The 14,786-nt window shown below is 71.3% G+C and carries 13 protein-coding genes; 6 read left to right on the plus strand and 7 right to left on the minus strand.

What is annotated here, in order from left to right; all coding sequences use genetic code 11:
• Positions 1-586 precede the first annotated feature (586 nt).
• From abc-f to N5079_RS33865, 3 genes are all read left to right on the plus strand, one after another.
• The gene (gene abc-f / locus N5079_RS33855; protein ID WP_261588300.1) at positions 587-2,221 is read left to right on the plus strand and encodes a ribosomal protection-like ABC-F family protein; all 1,635 of its coding nucleotides are present in this window, start codon (positions 587-589) and stop codon (positions 2,219-2,221) included.
• A 77-nt stretch (positions 2,222-2,298) separates the two neighbouring features.
• Positions 2,299-3,945, plus strand: coding sequence for an ABC-F family ATP-binding cassette domain-containing protein (locus tag N5079_RS33860; RefSeq protein WP_261588301.1), 1,647 nt, complete (start codon positions 2,299-2,301; stop codon positions 3,943-3,945).
• Between the two features lie 113 nt (positions 3,946-4,058).
• Positions 4,059-4,622, plus strand: a complete 564-nt coding sequence (locus tag N5079_RS33865; protein ID WP_261588302.1) for a CGNR zinc finger domain-containing protein — start codon at positions 4,059-4,061, stop codon at positions 4,620-4,622.
• Positions 4,623-4,895: 273 nt separating this feature from the next.
• Here the strand turns inward: N5079_RS33865 and N5079_RS33870 are convergent, their stop codons facing one another.
• Positions 4,896-5,096, minus strand: coding sequence for a hypothetical protein (locus N5079_RS33870; RefSeq protein WP_261588303.1), 201 nt, complete (start codon positions 5,094-5,096; stop codon positions 4,896-4,898).
• A gap of 264 nt (positions 5,097-5,360) precedes the next feature.
• On the opposite strand from N5079_RS33870, the gene N5079_RS33875 reads away from it, so the two are divergent.
• The gene (locus N5079_RS33875; RefSeq protein WP_261588304.1) at positions 5,361-5,759 is read left to right on the plus strand and encodes an MBL fold metallo-hydrolase; all 399 of its coding nucleotides are present in this window, start codon (positions 5,361-5,363) and stop codon (positions 5,757-5,759) included.
• Positions 5,760-6,149: 390 nt separating this feature from the next.
• Positions 6,150-6,704, plus strand: a complete 555-nt coding sequence (locus tag N5079_RS33880) for a hypothetical protein (protein WP_261588305.1) — start codon at positions 6,150-6,152, stop codon at positions 6,702-6,704.
• Positions 6,705-6,890: 186 nt separating this feature from the next.
• Here the strand turns inward: N5079_RS33880 and N5079_RS33885 are convergent, their stop codons facing one another.
• The 6 genes from N5079_RS33885 to N5079_RS33910 all read right to left on the minus strand — a co-directional run bounded on the left by N5079_RS33885 (position 6,891) and on the right by N5079_RS33910 (position 13,398).
• The gene (locus N5079_RS33885) at positions 6,891-7,166 is read right to left on the minus strand and encodes a GPP34 family phosphoprotein (RefSeq protein ID WP_261588306.1); all 276 of its coding nucleotides are present in this window, start codon (positions 7,164-7,166) and stop codon (positions 6,891-6,893) included.
• The gene (locus N5079_RS33890; protein WP_261588307.1) at positions 7,166-8,608 is read right to left on the minus strand and encodes a dihydrolipoyl dehydrogenase family protein; all 1,443 of its coding nucleotides are present in this window, start codon (positions 8,606-8,608) and stop codon (positions 7,166-7,168) included. Before N5079_RS33890 ends, N5079_RS33885 begins: the two co-directional genes overlap by 1 nt.
• Before the next feature lie 936 nt (positions 8,609-9,544).
• Positions 9,545-10,012: an acyl-CoA thioesterase gene (locus N5079_RS33895; protein ID WP_261588308.1), complete on the minus strand. Its 468-nt coding sequence runs from the start codon at positions 10,010-10,012 to the stop codon at positions 9,545-9,547.
• Positions 10,013-10,473: 461 nt separating this feature from the next.
• Positions 10,474-10,857: a helix-turn-helix transcriptional regulator gene (locus N5079_RS33900; RefSeq protein WP_315967905.1), complete on the minus strand. Its 384-nt coding sequence runs from the start codon at positions 10,855-10,857 to the stop codon at positions 10,474-10,476.
• Between the two features lie 21 nt (positions 10,858-10,878).
• A complete protein-coding gene (locus tag N5079_RS33905) occupies positions 10,879-11,598 on the minus strand; it encodes a hypothetical protein (RefSeq protein WP_261588309.1) in 720 nt (239 codons plus the stop codon).
• Positions 11,599-12,003: 405 nt separating this feature from the next.
• Positions 12,004-13,398, minus strand: a complete 1,395-nt coding sequence (locus tag N5079_RS33910) for an AAA family ATPase (protein WP_261588310.1) — start codon at positions 13,396-13,398, stop codon at positions 12,004-12,006.
• An 838-nt stretch (positions 13,399-14,236) separates the two neighbouring features.
• Here N5079_RS33910 and N5079_RS33915 point away from each other — a divergent pair.
• Positions 14,237-14,719 carry a tyrosine-type recombinase/integrase gene (locus N5079_RS33915; protein WP_261588311.1) on the plus strand — a complete coding sequence of 161 codons (483 nt, stop codon included), beginning with the start codon at positions 14,237-14,239 and terminating at the stop codon, positions 14,717-14,719.
• Positions 14,720-14,786 lie beyond the last annotated feature (67 nt).

The following is a 14,786-nucleotide window of genomic DNA, read 5'->3' on the forward strand; positions in this document are numbered from 1 at the left end:
GGTGATCGCGCGGGCCGGATGCCCTCGGACTGGTCCCACTCTGGCCGAGCTTCACATACCCCAGACAACAGTCGGTTGACGGTCCGCGCCCAATGGCCTCACCCGGGCCCCGCAAGGAGTGTTGGGTCATTCGACGGTCCCCGGCCGCTCGGAGAGGTGTTCCACGTGTGCGCCGGACGAGCCCACACGCGTGAACACTGTCGGGCCACTGTGATCATCACCGGCTTAGATGGTGACGATGGTGGCATGGCCGTCCCGGTCTGTCAACAACACGGCGAAGGGGATACATGACGGCGTCAGCACGCTCGACATGTGCCGATGCTCACACATGTGTGACCCGGGTGACAACCCCGACCGCCCATGCAGCGGTCGACAGCTGCTAGGCTGTCGGCAACGTAGAGACCGTGGATCGAGGAGTCGTAGACGTGGTGGGTGACGACGACATCTCCGGGTGAGATCCGGATCTGACCGGCCACCGGACGGCGCTTGGGAGCGCCGCCGACGTGGCCCGTTCGTCGTACCCCTTTGTTCACGTCTGCCCAGGGCAGAAATCTCTCTGTCCTCAACCTGCCCGAGGTCGCCTCTCATGTCCGACGCCTCCGTCGTATGCTCGAACCTCTCCTTCGCCTGGCCCGACGACACCCCGGTCTTCCACGACCTGTCCTTCACCGTGACCACCGGCCGTACGGGCCTGGTCGCCCCCAACGGCTCCGGCAAGAGCACCTTGCTCAAGCTGATCGCCGGCGAACTCAAGCCCGCCACCGGCTCGGTGTCGATCAGCGGCACGCTCGGCTACCTCCCGCAGAGCCTCCCCCTGACCGGCAACCTCACGGTCGCCGAGGTGCTCGGCGTCGCCGCGGTGATCCGTGCCCTGGACGCCGTCGAGTCCGGGGACGTGGACGAGGAGCACTTCACCACCATCGGCGACGACTGGGACATCGAGGAGCGCACCCGGGCCCAGCTCGACCGCCTCGGCCTGGCCGACCTCGCTCTGGACCGCAGCCTGAGCACTCTCAGCGGCGGCCAGGTCGTCTCGCTCGGCCTCGCCGCCCAGTTGCTGAAGCGCCCCGACGTGCTGCTGCTCGACGAGCCGACCAACAACCTCGACCTGGAGGCCCGGCACAAGCTCTACGACGTGCTGGTGGACTACCACGGCTGTCTGCTGCTGGTCAGCCACGACCGCGCGCTGCTCGACCGCATGGAGCGCATCGCCGAGCTGGGCAGCGAGGAACTGCGCTTCTACGGCGGCACCTTTACCGAATACGAGGAGGCCGTGCGCGCCGAGCAGGAGGTCGCCGAGAAGAACGTGCGCAACGCCGAGCAGGAGCTGAAGCGGGAGAAGCGGGAGATGCAGCAGGCCCGCGAACGCGCCGAGCGCCGCGCGAGCAACGCCGCCCGCAACCTCAAGAACGCCGGCCTGCCCCGCATCTTCGCCGGCAACATGAAACGCGGCGCGCAGGAGGCCGCGGGCCGGGCCGGCCAGATGCACGCGGCTCGGGTCAGCGAGGCCAAGGCCCGGCTCGACGACGCCGGACGCGCGCTGCGCGACGAGCAGCGCATCACCCTGGACCTGCCCGACACCCAGGTGCCCGCCGGACGCAACCTCTTCCTCGGCGAGGGGATGCAGGTCCACCACGGCGGCAGACCTGTGTTCGCGGACGGGGGCGTCGCCCTGACCGTCCGGGGCCCCGAGCGCATCGCGCTGACCGGCCCCAACGGCGCCGGGAAGACCACCCTGCTGCGTCTGATCACCGGCGATCTCGCCCTGGACAGCGGGGAGATCAAGCGCAACGACGGCCGTATCGCCTACCTCTCGCAGCGCCTCGACCTGCTGGACCTGGACCGCACCGTGGCGGAGAACTTCGCCGCGTTCGCCCCGGAGCGGCCCGAGGCGGAACGGATGAACCTGCTCGCCCAATTCCTCTTCCGGGGCGCCCGGGCGCACCTGCCGGTCGGCGTGCTCTCCGGGGGCGAGCGGCTGCGCGCCACCCTGGCCTGCGTGCTGTGCGCCGACCCGGCCCCCCATCTGCTCCTGCTCGACGAGCCGACCAACAACCTCGACCTGGTCAGCGCCGGCCAGCTGGCGAGCGCGCTCAACTCCTACCGGGGCGCCTTCATGGTGGTCAGCCACGACGAGCGGTTCCTCGCCGAGATCGGGGTCAACCGCTGGCTGCGGCTGGCCGACGGCGTACTCAAGGAGACGGGGGCCTCCGCGGTGTGAGCCGTCGGCGTGTGCAGTGGCCCGTCCGAGGCCGTGCGCCCGGCGGGCCGACCACCGATCATGTTGGACGGTTCCCCATGCCCCAGCCCGCTCTGCTCGCCCACGACCTCGTCCGCGTCCTGGGCGGCCGACGCGTCCTCGACGGCGTCTCCCTGACCGCCTCCCCCGGCCACCGCATCGGCCTGATCGGGGAGAACGGCGTCGGCAAGTCCACCCTGCTGCGCCTGCTCGCCGGCGTGGACGAACCCGACGCCGGAACCGTCTCGCGCCCCGGCAACCTCGGCTTCCTGCACCAGGAGATGCCGTTCGACGCCGCCTCGACCATCGCCGCAGTGCTGGACGAGGCGCTGCGCGAGGCCCGCGAGGACCTCGCGGAGCTGGAACGGCTCAGCGAGGAGCTCGCCCGCGTCCCGGAGGACGACCCCGGTCACCGAGAACTCCTCGACGCCTACGGCAGGCGGCTGGAGCGGGCCCAGGACCGGGAGTCCTGGGACGCCGACCGCCGCGCGGCCCTCGTGCTGGACGGCCTGGGCCTCGGCACGGTCGGGCACGACCGCACGCTCGGCTCGCTCTCCGGCGGGCAGCGCAGCCGGCTGGCGCTGGCCGCGTTGCTCGTCCGGCGGCCGTCGGCGCTGTTGCTGGACGAACCGACCAACCACCTCGACGACGGCGCCGCCGCCTTCCTCGAGGAGCAGATCCGCGGCCTGCCCGGGACCGTGGTCGTCGCCAGCCACGACCGGGCGTTCCTCGACGCTGTCTGCACCGACCTGATCGACCTCGACCCGGCGGTGGACGGCCCGGTCCGCTACGGCGGCGACTACAGCGCCTACCTGGGCGAGAAGCGCGCCGAGCGGGAGCGCTGGGAGCGGCGGTACGCCGAGGAGCAGGAGGAGCTGGCGGCGATAAGGCACTCGGCGGGGGTGACCGCGCACCTGGTCGCACCGGACCGGGGGCGGCGCGACAACGAGAAGATGGGGTACGGCCACCGGGCCGGCCGGGTGCAGAACCAGATCTCCCGCCGGGTGCGCAACGCGACCCGGCGGCTGGAGGAACTGGAGCGCACGCAGGTCGCCGAACCGCCGCAGCCGCTGCGGTTCGCGGCCGCGGAACTGGCCGCGCGTGCGGAGGACGGCCCCGAGCCGCTGGTGTCTCTGCGGGACGTGCGGGTGCCCGGCCGGCTCGTGCTGGACGGCCTGGAGGTGTCGGCGGCCGACCGGCTGCTGGTCACGGGCGGCAACGGGGCGGGCAAGTCGACGCTGCTCGCCGTGCTCGCCGGACGTCTACCGGCTGACGGCGAGGTGCGCAGGCGGCGCGGACTGACGGTGGGGCTGCTCACCCAGGACACCGTGTTTGACCGGCCCGACCGCACGGTCCGGGACACCTACGAGCTGTCGCTCGGCAGCAGGCGGGCCGAGAAGGTGCCGCTGGGCTCGCTCGGTCTGATGCACGAGGCGGACCTGGACAAACCGGTCGGACGGCTGTCGGTGGGGCAGCGCAGGCGGCTCGCGCTGGCCCTCCTGGTGGCCCGCCCGCCGCAGCTCCTGCTGCTCGACGAGCCCACCAACCACCTCTCCCCACGCCTGTGCGACGAGCTGGAGGCGGCGCTGGGCACGGGCCCAGGCGCGATCGTCGTCGCGAGCCACGACCGCTGGCTGCGTCGGCGGTGGCAGGGCCGGGAACTCCGGCTGGAACCGGGGCAGCGGGAGATCTCTTCCGGGCCCTGACCCCCGCCCACCGCGCGGGGTGCCGTACGATCGCGACCACGCTCCGCCGGGAACACCGTCTGGAACGGTGACGATCCTTGCGCTCCGTAGTAGTCACCCGTCAAGATGGTGATGTGAATCTTAACCACGTCTTCGTGTGCGGGCACCCGGCCCTCGACTTTGCGGCCACCCTCCGTGCCCGGCGCTCGACCCGGTTCGAGATGTTCGTGACGCCGGAGCGGCTGAACGCCTGGTACCTGGAGTCCGGACTCGTGGACACGATCACGCCCAGCGAGGAGGACGACGTCCGGGCGGCGACTACCGTGCGCGAGGCCATCTACCAGCTCGTCACGAACCGCTGTCACGGTGAGGAGTTCCACCGGGAAGCGCTCGCCGTGGTCAACGCCGCCGCGCGGAAGACCCCCGTGACGCCGCAGCTCACCATGACCGGGCGGCACACCGATGCGACTCCCGACCAGGCCCTGGCGACCGTCGCCCGGCAGGCCGTCGAGCTGCTCAGCGGCCCGGACGTCCCCCTGCTGAAAGAGTGCGGCAACCCGGAGTGCACGCGGGTCTACATCGACTGTTCCCGGGGCATGCGGCGGCAGTGGTGCGGGATGGAGTCCTGCGGCAACAAGATCAAGGCTGCCGCCTACCGCGCCCGCAAGAAGACCGCGCCCGCCGTGGCCGCGCGCTGACCCCTGGCCCCGGGCATCGCGCGGTCACGACGGAGGCGGGGCTCAGTCGGCCGCGAGCGCCTTGAGGGTCTTGCGGGCACCTACTTCGTCAGCATTCTTCCCCGGGCCCAGCGCACGGACCGCCGGAAGGTGGCGTACACGTGGTCCCGGCCGGAAAGGGGCTCGTGGTCCAGGAAGCCGAAGACCAGATGCGGCCCGCCACGCGGGGTGCAGCCGGTCACCGCCTTTCGGAGCCTGACGACGTCCTCGTCGGGGACGGTGGGGATCAGCTCCTCAGCAGCGGCTCCTCGGCGGCGAGGTGTCCGGCCGGCACGCCCCGGATCCGGTGGGAGGCGAGCGTCCCCTCCTCATCGCGTGCCCGCAGCTCACCGACGACCCGCCGACCCGGCGCGCCTCGGCGATCCGTTCGATCACGCTCTCCAGCGCGTCGAGCCCCTCGTCCAGCGCATCGTCCTCCTCGGTCAGCCGGTGCACACGGCCACCGGACGGGTCGGTGCCGGACGGTACGGTTCCAGTAACACGTGTGTAGCGCGCCGCTCCGTCCCGGCCACACGCCGGTGTGGGACATCGGTCGCCGACGCGGCAGAGCGTACGGGGAACCGGCAGACGAGTCGGTCCTCAGGACCGTGCCGTGTACGACGTGCCCGTTCTCATGCACCGGGAAGAAGTGCCGCACGCCCGCCGCGACTTCCTCAACCAGGTGTCGGACAGGTACTCCCGCAGGCCTGGCGGCCCGGTGTGCTCCCGTGGGCCCTGCACGCCCTGAGAGCCGGAGGAACCGCCCATGTTCCGATCTGCGAGCCGCGGGCCTTCCCCGCGCCGGGAGCACTGGACCTGCCCGGCGCCCCCACTCCCGTGCACACACCGGGACATTCCAAGGGCCACTGTGCCTACCACCTGCCCGAGAGCGGCGTCCTGATCACCGGCGACGGCCTGGTGACCGCGCATCCCACGTCGCGGACCAGCGGCCCGCAGCTTCTGCCCGACATGTTCCACACCGACCGTGCCCGGGCCCTCGTCTTCCTGGACGCGATCGAGCGCGTGGACGCGGGTGTCCTCCTGCCGGGCCACGGACCCGTGCACCATGGTTCGGCGAAGGAGGCCGCACTGGCGGCCCGCGAGCGCGCCGTGAAGTGACAGCCCCGGACCCGCAAGGCGAGACGACACTCGTCCCCTCGTCCCCCGGACGGCGGAACACGGTTCACACCTGACCGATGCCAGATTGGGATCGGTCAGGTGGGACCGGTTGCCGGACCGACCACGGCCGCGTCCGACACAACGGTCCATAAGGGGTCTTCACGGGCGGTTCGACGACACACTTACCGGGCAGCCTGTTCGGAGGTAACCTCGTGCGAGTGGCGGTCGCGCCCCTTGGGCGGTCGAGGAAAGCCAGCACTCCTACGTGCCCAGGCACATCGGCGCTTATCGTGAGTGAACATGCCCGACGAACCGTTGACACTTATCAGCACGGGACCCTCGGCGTGGGTACTATGCGCAACGTCATACATATCGAGGGAGTGAACGGTTGTGACCAGCCAATCAGCCGCCACGCTCCGGTCGCGGTACATGGAACAGGCCGCGTCGGACTTGGAGGAGAACCGTCGGCAACAGCAGGAGCTGGCGGAGAGGCTCACGGTGTTGAAACAGGAGGAAGCCCTCCTGGCCGACATCCTGAACCTCGCCGAGCGGTACGAGAGCTTCGCGGACGCCTCGCGTCTGCCCGAGCAGGCGCAGGACGAGCCCGCTGTCGCGAAAGCGAAGCGAGCCGCTTCGCGGCGATCGGCGCCGGTCAGGACCGCTCCGGCGGGCAAGGCGGTGAAGGCCGGCGCGAAGGAGAAGTCGCGCCAGCCTCTGCTCGGTGACCTCCTGGCGGACCTGCTCGGCAACCACGACGAGCCACGTCTGGCGAACGAGCTGCGGGACGAGCTCCTGGGGAAGTACCCGGACCGCAACCCCACACCGCAGGTGGTGCGGAACACACTCGACTCCCTGGTCGCCAAGGGACGCATCCGGCGTCACAAGCAACGGCGATCCGTCATGTACACCCTCGTGAAGCCGGGCGCGGCGAGCGACGCCGAATAACACCTCCGCCCGACCCGCGAGCGGTGGTCACCCAGCCGGACACCGGTGTGCGCAACGCGGACGGGTGAGACATCTCGTCCCGAACGCGGCGTCCTCGATGTCCCGCCGCAGCCGTTGGGCCTCCAGCTGCGTCACCACGTCGCCGACAGCGGCCAGCACCGTCGTGACCGCGTCCCGTCAGAGCTCTCACCGACCTCCGACTGGTCGTACCCGATCCCCAGTTCGGCGACCAGAGCGGAGAGGACGGGCTCGCCGGACGAGAGAGGCGGCCGCCTGGTCCAGCAGACGGTCGCCCGTCGCCACCCGTGAGCCGGGCACCATGCGGTCGCCGTCCAGGGTCAGCACCCCGCTCTCCAGGAGGTCGATCGCCTCGGCACCCGCGAGCGCGAGGTCGCCCTGCGCCACGGATCGGTCGGGCGGCAGGTCCAGGGTGACGAGCGCGAGGTCTCGTGCGGTGGTCATCAGCGGCACCCCTTCTCCAGCAGGCGCAGCCACACCTCGCTGATGGTGGGGAAGGCGGGTACAGCGTGCCACAGGCGCTCGACAGGTACCTCGCCGGAGATGGCGATGGTGGCCGAGTGCAGAAGCTCGGCGACGCCCGGTCCGGCGAACGTGGCGCCGACGATGGTCCGGCGGTCGCGGTCGACGAGGAGGCGTGCCCTGCCCCGGTAGTCGGGGCGGTACTGAAGGGCACCTGCGAGCTGGCCGATCTCGTAGTCGATGACGTCGACGGCGCGGCCGGTGCGCTCGGCCTCACGGACGGTCAGCCCCACGGAGGCGATCTCGGGGTCGGCGAAGACGACACCGGGGACGGCCTCAGTGTCGGCCGTGCTGCTGTGCGGGGCCCACCGGCCGGTGTCGAGTTCTTCGCCCCGGGCCCGGGCGGCGATCACGGCACCGGCGATGCGGGCCTGGTACTTGCCCTGGTGGGTGAAGAGCGCCCGGCGGTTGACGTCGCCGACGGCATACAGCCAGTTCCCCGGTACGGCGGTGATGGTCAGGCTGTCGTCGGTGGTGAGCCAGTCCCCCGCTGTGAGCCCCACGGTGCCGAGCCCGATGTCCTCCGAGCGCGGAGCGCGGCCGGTGGCGAAGAGGATCTCGTCGGCGCTGAGTTCACCGCCGTCCGACAGGGTGATCCGAACCTCGCCCTGACCGTCGCCCACCCGCTCCGCGGCGACGACCGAGGTGTTGAACCGTACGTCTGCACCGGCTTCCCGCAGGCGCTCGGTGACCAGCTCACCCGCGAAGGGCTCCATGCGGGGCAGCAGCCCCTCCCCACGGGCGAGCAGGGTCACCCTGCTGCCTAGGGCCTGCCAGGCGGTGGCCATCTCGACGCCAACCACACCGGCGCCGACGATCACGAGGCGCCGGGGCGGCTGCTGGGCGCTGGTCGCCTCCCGGCTGGTCCAGGGGCGCAGGGCGTCGATCCCGGCCAGATCGGGCAGGGCCGCGCGGCTGCCGGTGCAAACGGCGACGGCGTGCCGGGCCCGCAGGCGGACGGTGTCGCCGCCGGGAGTCTTGACCGACACCTCACGGACCCCCTCCAGGCGTCCGTGGCCGCGTAGTAGGTCGATGCCGGCCGACTTGATCCACTCGACCTGTCCGTCGTCTTTCCAGTCGGCGGACATGCGATTGCGGTGCGCCAGAACGGCCTCGACGTCCAGCGGGCCCTTGATGGCGGGGTCGAGCCCGGGAACATGCATGGCGTCGGCGCGGAGCAGGGCAGGGCGCAGCAGTGCCTTGCTGGGTTCGCAGGCCCAGTACGAGCACTCGCCCCCGGCCAGTTCGCTCTCCACGATGACGGTCCTCAGGCCCGCGGCGGTGGTGCGGTCCGCGACGTTCTCGCCGACCGGACCTGCGCCGATCACGATGACGTCGTACGTGCGGATGTTCTCGGTCGTCATGTGTCCTCCGGTGGACGGATGCCGGTCGGGTGGATGCCGGTCGGGTTGATTACGGTCGGGTGGATTACGGTCCTCGAAGTCCCCGCCCTGCGGTGCAGCCGCTCGCCGGAGTTGGCGGGGACACGCCGGAGGCGGAACGACGCTGCCTCGCGGTCCGTACGCATGTGTGCGTCATGGAGGCCATGTCGCCCGCGCTTTCGGTCGGCGGTGTGGGTGTGGCTGGGGGGTCCCGTGCAGGGGGAGGACACGGGACCCGCGGTCGTGGGAAGGGATGGATCAGGCGGCGGCGCTGGCGCGCGTCTCAACAGCCACTTTCATGGTCACCGGTTGAGGCGGTGACGCAATCATGGCAGCCCTTCGCGTCACCCGTCAATGCGGTGACCGATGTCTTTCCGGGACTGCGCCCCCCGTGGCGGGATGGCGATGGCGCCTCTCTGATCGGCGGCACACGGCGTTCGGCACCTTCACCCCGCGAGGTGCACACGTCCCTTGTCGCTGGTCACATACCCGTGCTGTGCTACCGGTACCGAGTGACACATGCCTCACGGTTGCCGGATTCTGTCGCGCAGGTGAACGGCACGCAGCGCGCCGGGAGAGGCACGGAACCGATGAGACACATCCGCTTGTTGGCGACGTTCACTGCAGTCGTCGCCCTGGCCGCCGCGGCGGTCACCCCGTCGTTCGCCGGGGGTCGTCGCACACCAAGGTGGCGGCCGCGACCTTGGGGAGCGAGACGACCGTCCGTCTGATCACCGGCCACAGCGTGACCGCGACCGGGGGCCGCACCCTGCACATCGCCGTCACCGGACTGCTGAGCCTGGGCTGACGTGTACGGCCGGCCCGCGTCGCACGACGAGCCAGGTCACCCCGCCGTTGACATGGATGTTCAGTACGGGGCCATGCCGTCCTCGCCGCTCGCCGCGGCGAAGCCCCGCTTCAGGCCTTGTCCTGCAGCAGACCGGTGGTCCGGGCGATCTCCCAGACCCGCTCGGACCAGGGCGTGGGCGTCAGAGTGGTCTTGTTGAGGCGGACGACGGTGCGGCTGCCGTGCGCATACGTCGTGATCCCGTCGGCCGAGCACACCCGGTAGCCCGCGGTGGCCGAGGTGGCGCCCAGGCGCTCCATCCACAGGTGCACGGCGTACTCGCCGAGTTCCGACACAGGGAAGTCGAAGGTGATGTCGAACGCCTTGATGACATTGAAGCCGTCGCCGTCGAGGCCGCTCTTGCCGCCCAGGCCCCGGTCCCGCCAGAAGTTGTTCCAGGCCCGCTCGACCAACACCGCGTAGCGGCTGTTGTGCAGCAGACCCATCGGATCCATGTCGTCGAAGTGGACGGCTACGGGCAACCGCACACCGACGTCGGTGCCGAGCGCGTCGACGGTGGGGGTGGTGGTGCGGGTCATCGTTCTTCTCCTTGAGTTGTGCGTCCGTCTCTTCGGACGGGTCTGGCAGCGACGGATTTGAACACATGTGTAAACACATATGTCTAAGAATAATAGGGAGTGTTGACGTGACCTGCGAGGTTCGCGGCGCCCGGGCGGACACACTCACACCCGGTACCCGTCCGCGGCGCCGCGGACGGGTGCCTGCGGATGAGCGTCGAACGCGCGACCGAGGTCATGCACTCCGCCGGCGTGGGCACGATCCTCACCCTGGTCAGCCTTCCCGAGGACATGCGTGACCTGCGGACCGCCCACACGGCCCGCGAGATAGTGATCAACACCCTCACGCTTCCGCCCAAGGCCGACGGCGACGACGACGCCCCCGGCGGCACCGTGGCGAGCAGCGCGATGGCACTGCTCATTGCCCTCGACCAGGACGACACCGCGTCCCTCAGCCCCGCCGAGCGGTCCCTGCTTGTGCCTCAACCGGCTGGCCGACGCGACGGACGGGCACGACTGACGACGCACGCGCGCGGGCGGGCGCACCGGTGGCTGGTCTCGGGCACCTCGCGGCCGACCTTCGCGGCAGGGCACATCGCGCAGTGCCGCGCGCGCTGCGCGTTCGCCGCCTGGGGACACGTCAGTCCGACTTCTCCGGACGCAGGGCGTCCCGCAGCGCCACCCGGGAGGCGATGCCGAGCTTCAAGGTGGGCGCCGACGGTGCGGTGCGAGATGAACAGGCGCTCGGCGATCTGCTTGTTCGTCAGACCGGTGGCGGCCAGCTCCGCGATCTCGCGTTCCTGCGCGGTGAGAGCTGCCTTGGTCCGGTCGCCCGGGTGCGGTACGACCCGCCCGGCCGCCCGCAGTTCCTTGCGGGCGCGTTCGGCTCAGGCCGAGGAGTCGAGCTGCTGGAAGGACTTCAGCGCGGCCGTCAGGGGAACCTTGGAGTCGGACAGCGCCCGGGACCTGCGCAGCCGCTCACCCTGGGCCAGGCGCACCCTCGCCAGAGCGAACGGCCACCGGTCCACGCCCGGTGTGGCCAGCGCCCTGGCGAACAGGCGGGCAGCCTCGGCGTCGTCCTCCGCGACGAGGGCCTCGGCGCCGCCGGCCAGCAGGGCGAGCCGGGGCGAGAGCCCGGCAACGTTCGTCTCACGCAGGGCGCGCACGTGCGCGGCGGCCTCCGCGCGCCGGTCGGTGCGTATCGCGGCCTCCACCAGCTCGAAGAACACCCACACCGCGTGAGCGACGTACGGGGTGAAGCTGCCGGCGGGGCTGATGGCGTTCACGCGGCCGAACGCCGCGTCGAAGTCGCCGTCGGCGATGTCCGCGAGGGCGTGCACCTCCTGGGCGCAGTGGACGGCCTCCCGAATGCCGCGGGGTGCCGCCCAGATCGTCATCGCGTCGGCGAGCGCGTGCGCGGTTTCGGTGTCACCCCGGGACCCGGTCACCAGGCCCTTGGTGTACTGGAAGAACCAGGTGCAGATGGTGTACCCGGACTTCGAGCACAGCGTCAGCCCTTCTTCGGGCAGCTCCAGGACCTCGGCCCATTTGCCCTGGTGGTAGTCGTCCAGGCACAGGTGCAACAGGGCGCCGATGTGCCGGCGCACCGGGCCGCCTTCGCGTCCCTTTCGAACCAGCCGCCAGGCCGCCTCGCGCACCGCCGACAGCCGGTCCGGGTACAACGCGGCCGTTCCCCACGCGGACGACCCGGGCGGGATCGGTCTCCTTCGTCACACCGTCGATGATCTGATCCAGCTCACGCCGCGTCGGCGTGGGCCGGGTCCCCCAGGTCCGGGCAGCGACCAGCAGCAGCGGCGGGGGAGCGGGCCGCAGCCGGGAGACGGCCGCGTAGTAGGGCGCCCACAGTTCCTCGCGGGCCCCGTAGTTGCACAGCAGCAGCAGGAAGTGCAGCGCGTCGATGAGCGCCGGGTCCTCGGCGTCGTAGCCGTGGTCGCCCTCGTCGATGGCGCCGACCAGGAGGCGGTGGGCCGTCGCCAGGTCCCCGTCGCTGTTCAGCACGAGCTGGACCGCAGCGGTCGCGGAGTGCAGGGACGCGCCGTACTCGGGGTCCGCCCGCCATGCGTCCTCCAGCAGCTCCGGCGCGCTGCGCAGCGCGCCGATCGCCTCGGCCCCACATAGGCGGCCTCCGCCAGCCTGCGTGCGCGATCGGTGTCCAGCGGGCTGAGGTCCGCGGGCCGGGTGAGCGCCGCGATCGCGGCGCCGGCGTCCCCGCGGTCCAGGATGCGTCGCGCCGTCCGCTCCAGCAGGAGGGCCACATCCTCGTCGGGCTGGAGCGTCGCCTCTCCCAGGTGCCAGGCCCGTTGCTCCGGCTTGCTGGCCAGGACCTGCGCTAGGGCACGGTGTGCGGCGCGTCGGCCGCTGCTGGTGGCCGCCTCCACGACGGCCGACATGATCAGAGGGTGCCGGAACACCAGGCGGCGCGGGGACTCCTCCACGCGTACGAGCCCGTCCTGCTCGGCGAGGTCCAGATCCCGCAGGTCCGCGTCACCGTTGGTCTCCCGCGCGGCGGCCGACAGCACGCCGAGGTCACCGGTGCCGTCCAGGGTGGCGAGCAGCAGCAGGGTGCGGGTCGCAGCGGGCAGGGAGCGGACACGGGAGACGAACAGGGACTGCAGGCGTTCGCCCAGCGGCAGGACGGCCGGCAGGAGCTCCCGGGCCCGGCGCTGGTCCGCGCGCAGCGCGTCGGGGAGTTCGTAGCAGGGCCAGCGGGTTTCCCTGCGCGGCGTCCAGCAGGCGCCGGCGCACCGGGTGCGCCAGCTCCGGGAAGGCAGGTCGACCAGGCGGGCGGCGGGGTCCGAGTCCAGGGCGGGCAGCTCGTACGCGGGCAGTCCGCTGCCGTCGAAGAAGCTGTCCACGCCCGTGCGGGAGGCCGCGAGGAACCGGATGCGGTCGCCCGACAGCCGCCGGGCGAGGAAGCCGAAGACGGCGGCGCTCGCCCGGTCCACCCACGGCAGGTCGTCCACGATCAGCAGGACGGGGGTGTCCTCGGCCACCGAGGACACCAGGGCCAGCGCGGCGTTGCAGACGACCAGGCGCTCGGGAGGTGGACCGACCCCGAAGCCCAGGGCGACGCTCATGGCCTCCTTGCTGGTCGCGCCGAGCCGGTCGAGGGAGCCGTGCAGCGGGAGCAGGACCTGGTTCAGCGCCGAGTAGCTGACGTCCGCCTCGAACTCGGCACCGGCCGCGCGCAGCACGCGGGTCCCGCTCTCCGAGGCGGCTTTGGCCAGGGCGTCCAGCACCGCGGACTTGCCGACGCCGGGCTCCCCAGACAGCAGCAGGGCGCCGCCGGCGCGCTGTTCAAACACTTCGGAGATGCGGTCCAGATCGCGCTCGCGTCCAACCAGGAGGTCTGCGGAGTCGACGCGCGGCGAGTCAGCGAACTTCACCGGCCACCGCCTTTCCCTGGTCCTGTCCGGCCGTTTCCGCCGGGCCTGCCACAAGGCGCACGGCATCGGGCGCCACGGGTCCGTGCGGTGCGCTGAACGGCACCTGGGCGGGAGCGCGCCGCGACGCGTGTGTCATCCGCGTCCCTCTATCGGTGCCTGGCCATTGTAGGAGCGCACGGGGCCGCGCCACCCGCGGCCCCTGCCGGCGTCACGGCGCAGTCGCGGGAGTAACCGGCGGGTTCGTCCGCGCGCGGCGGGACCGTCTGGACTCGCGGTCCCGGGTCTGCGTCCCGCGCTCGTGACGCGCCGGGACGCCGGAGAGCGGTGACGCGGTGCCGTTCCCGCGACCCCGTCCGGCGACGACTCCGGCCGCCGCCCGAACACTGCATCGGGCGCGATCCTCTACTCCGCCGAGCCGACTTCCATGCCCGGCAGGGTCGCCGGCGACCGCGTCCGCGCGTACCTGCCAGGCGTCCAGCATCGCGTGAAACGGTATGGGGGGCCGTGGTGTCGACACGCTCTCAGGCGACCTCCAGCAAAGCGCCCGGAACAGGGTGGGCCGCGCGGCGAGGTTCCTGCTTGGCGGGACCTTTTCCGGCGCGGAGCGCCCTCCGAACCACGCGGACTGGTTTCCAGTACGTGGCTCTTCAGCGATCTATGCCGCGTTCGTGGTGAGGTGCCCGTGGTGGATGGCGTCGTGACAGGGGTGGCAGACCACGAGGGTCTTGCACCGCATCCTGGTCATGAGTGCCGCCCAGGCGGGCTGGTTAGATCCGAGTCCTTCGAGCTGGGCGAGTTTGGGACTTGGTGCACGAGCACCTTGCGCACAGGCCGGTACATGGACGACTGGGAGTCCTCCATCCAGGAGGCGGCCGGCCAACGCCTGGATCGAGGGGACATCATGCCCGGCCGTCCCCGACACGTCGCCCTCCACCAGGTCACCTACCGCTATCCCGAGGCCGATCACGACATCCTGCATGAAGTCGATTTCGAGGTCCGGCAAGGAGAAAATCGTCGCTGTGGTGGGCGAGAACGGCTCCCGGCAAGTATGCGACCGGCGCTGGCCGCCTCTGGCCTGGAGTTCAAGGTCAAGATGCACGACCTCCGTCACGCCCACGCCTCCTGGCTCCTCGCCGGCGGCGCCGATCTCCAGGTCGTCAAGGAACGCCTCCTCCACGGCAGCATCCCTACCACTGAGAAGTACCTCCACACCCTCCCCGACGCCGACGAAACCGCCCTTGACGCCCTCGCCAGCACCCGCGCTGACCGGAAAATGATCCGCCTCAGCCAGAGCGCGGTAGCGAACCCCGGCCAGGGATAACGGTCGGGGTTGGCGGGGAGCGGTATGGGTCAGGCGGCCGGGCTCAGGGTGACGGTGAACCCGAGAA

The sequence above is a fragment of the Planotetraspora sp. A-T 1434 genome (genome assembly GCF_025420585.1).
GTDB lineage: Bacteria > Actinomycetota > Actinomycetes > Streptosporangiales > Streptosporangiaceae > JAOEGB01.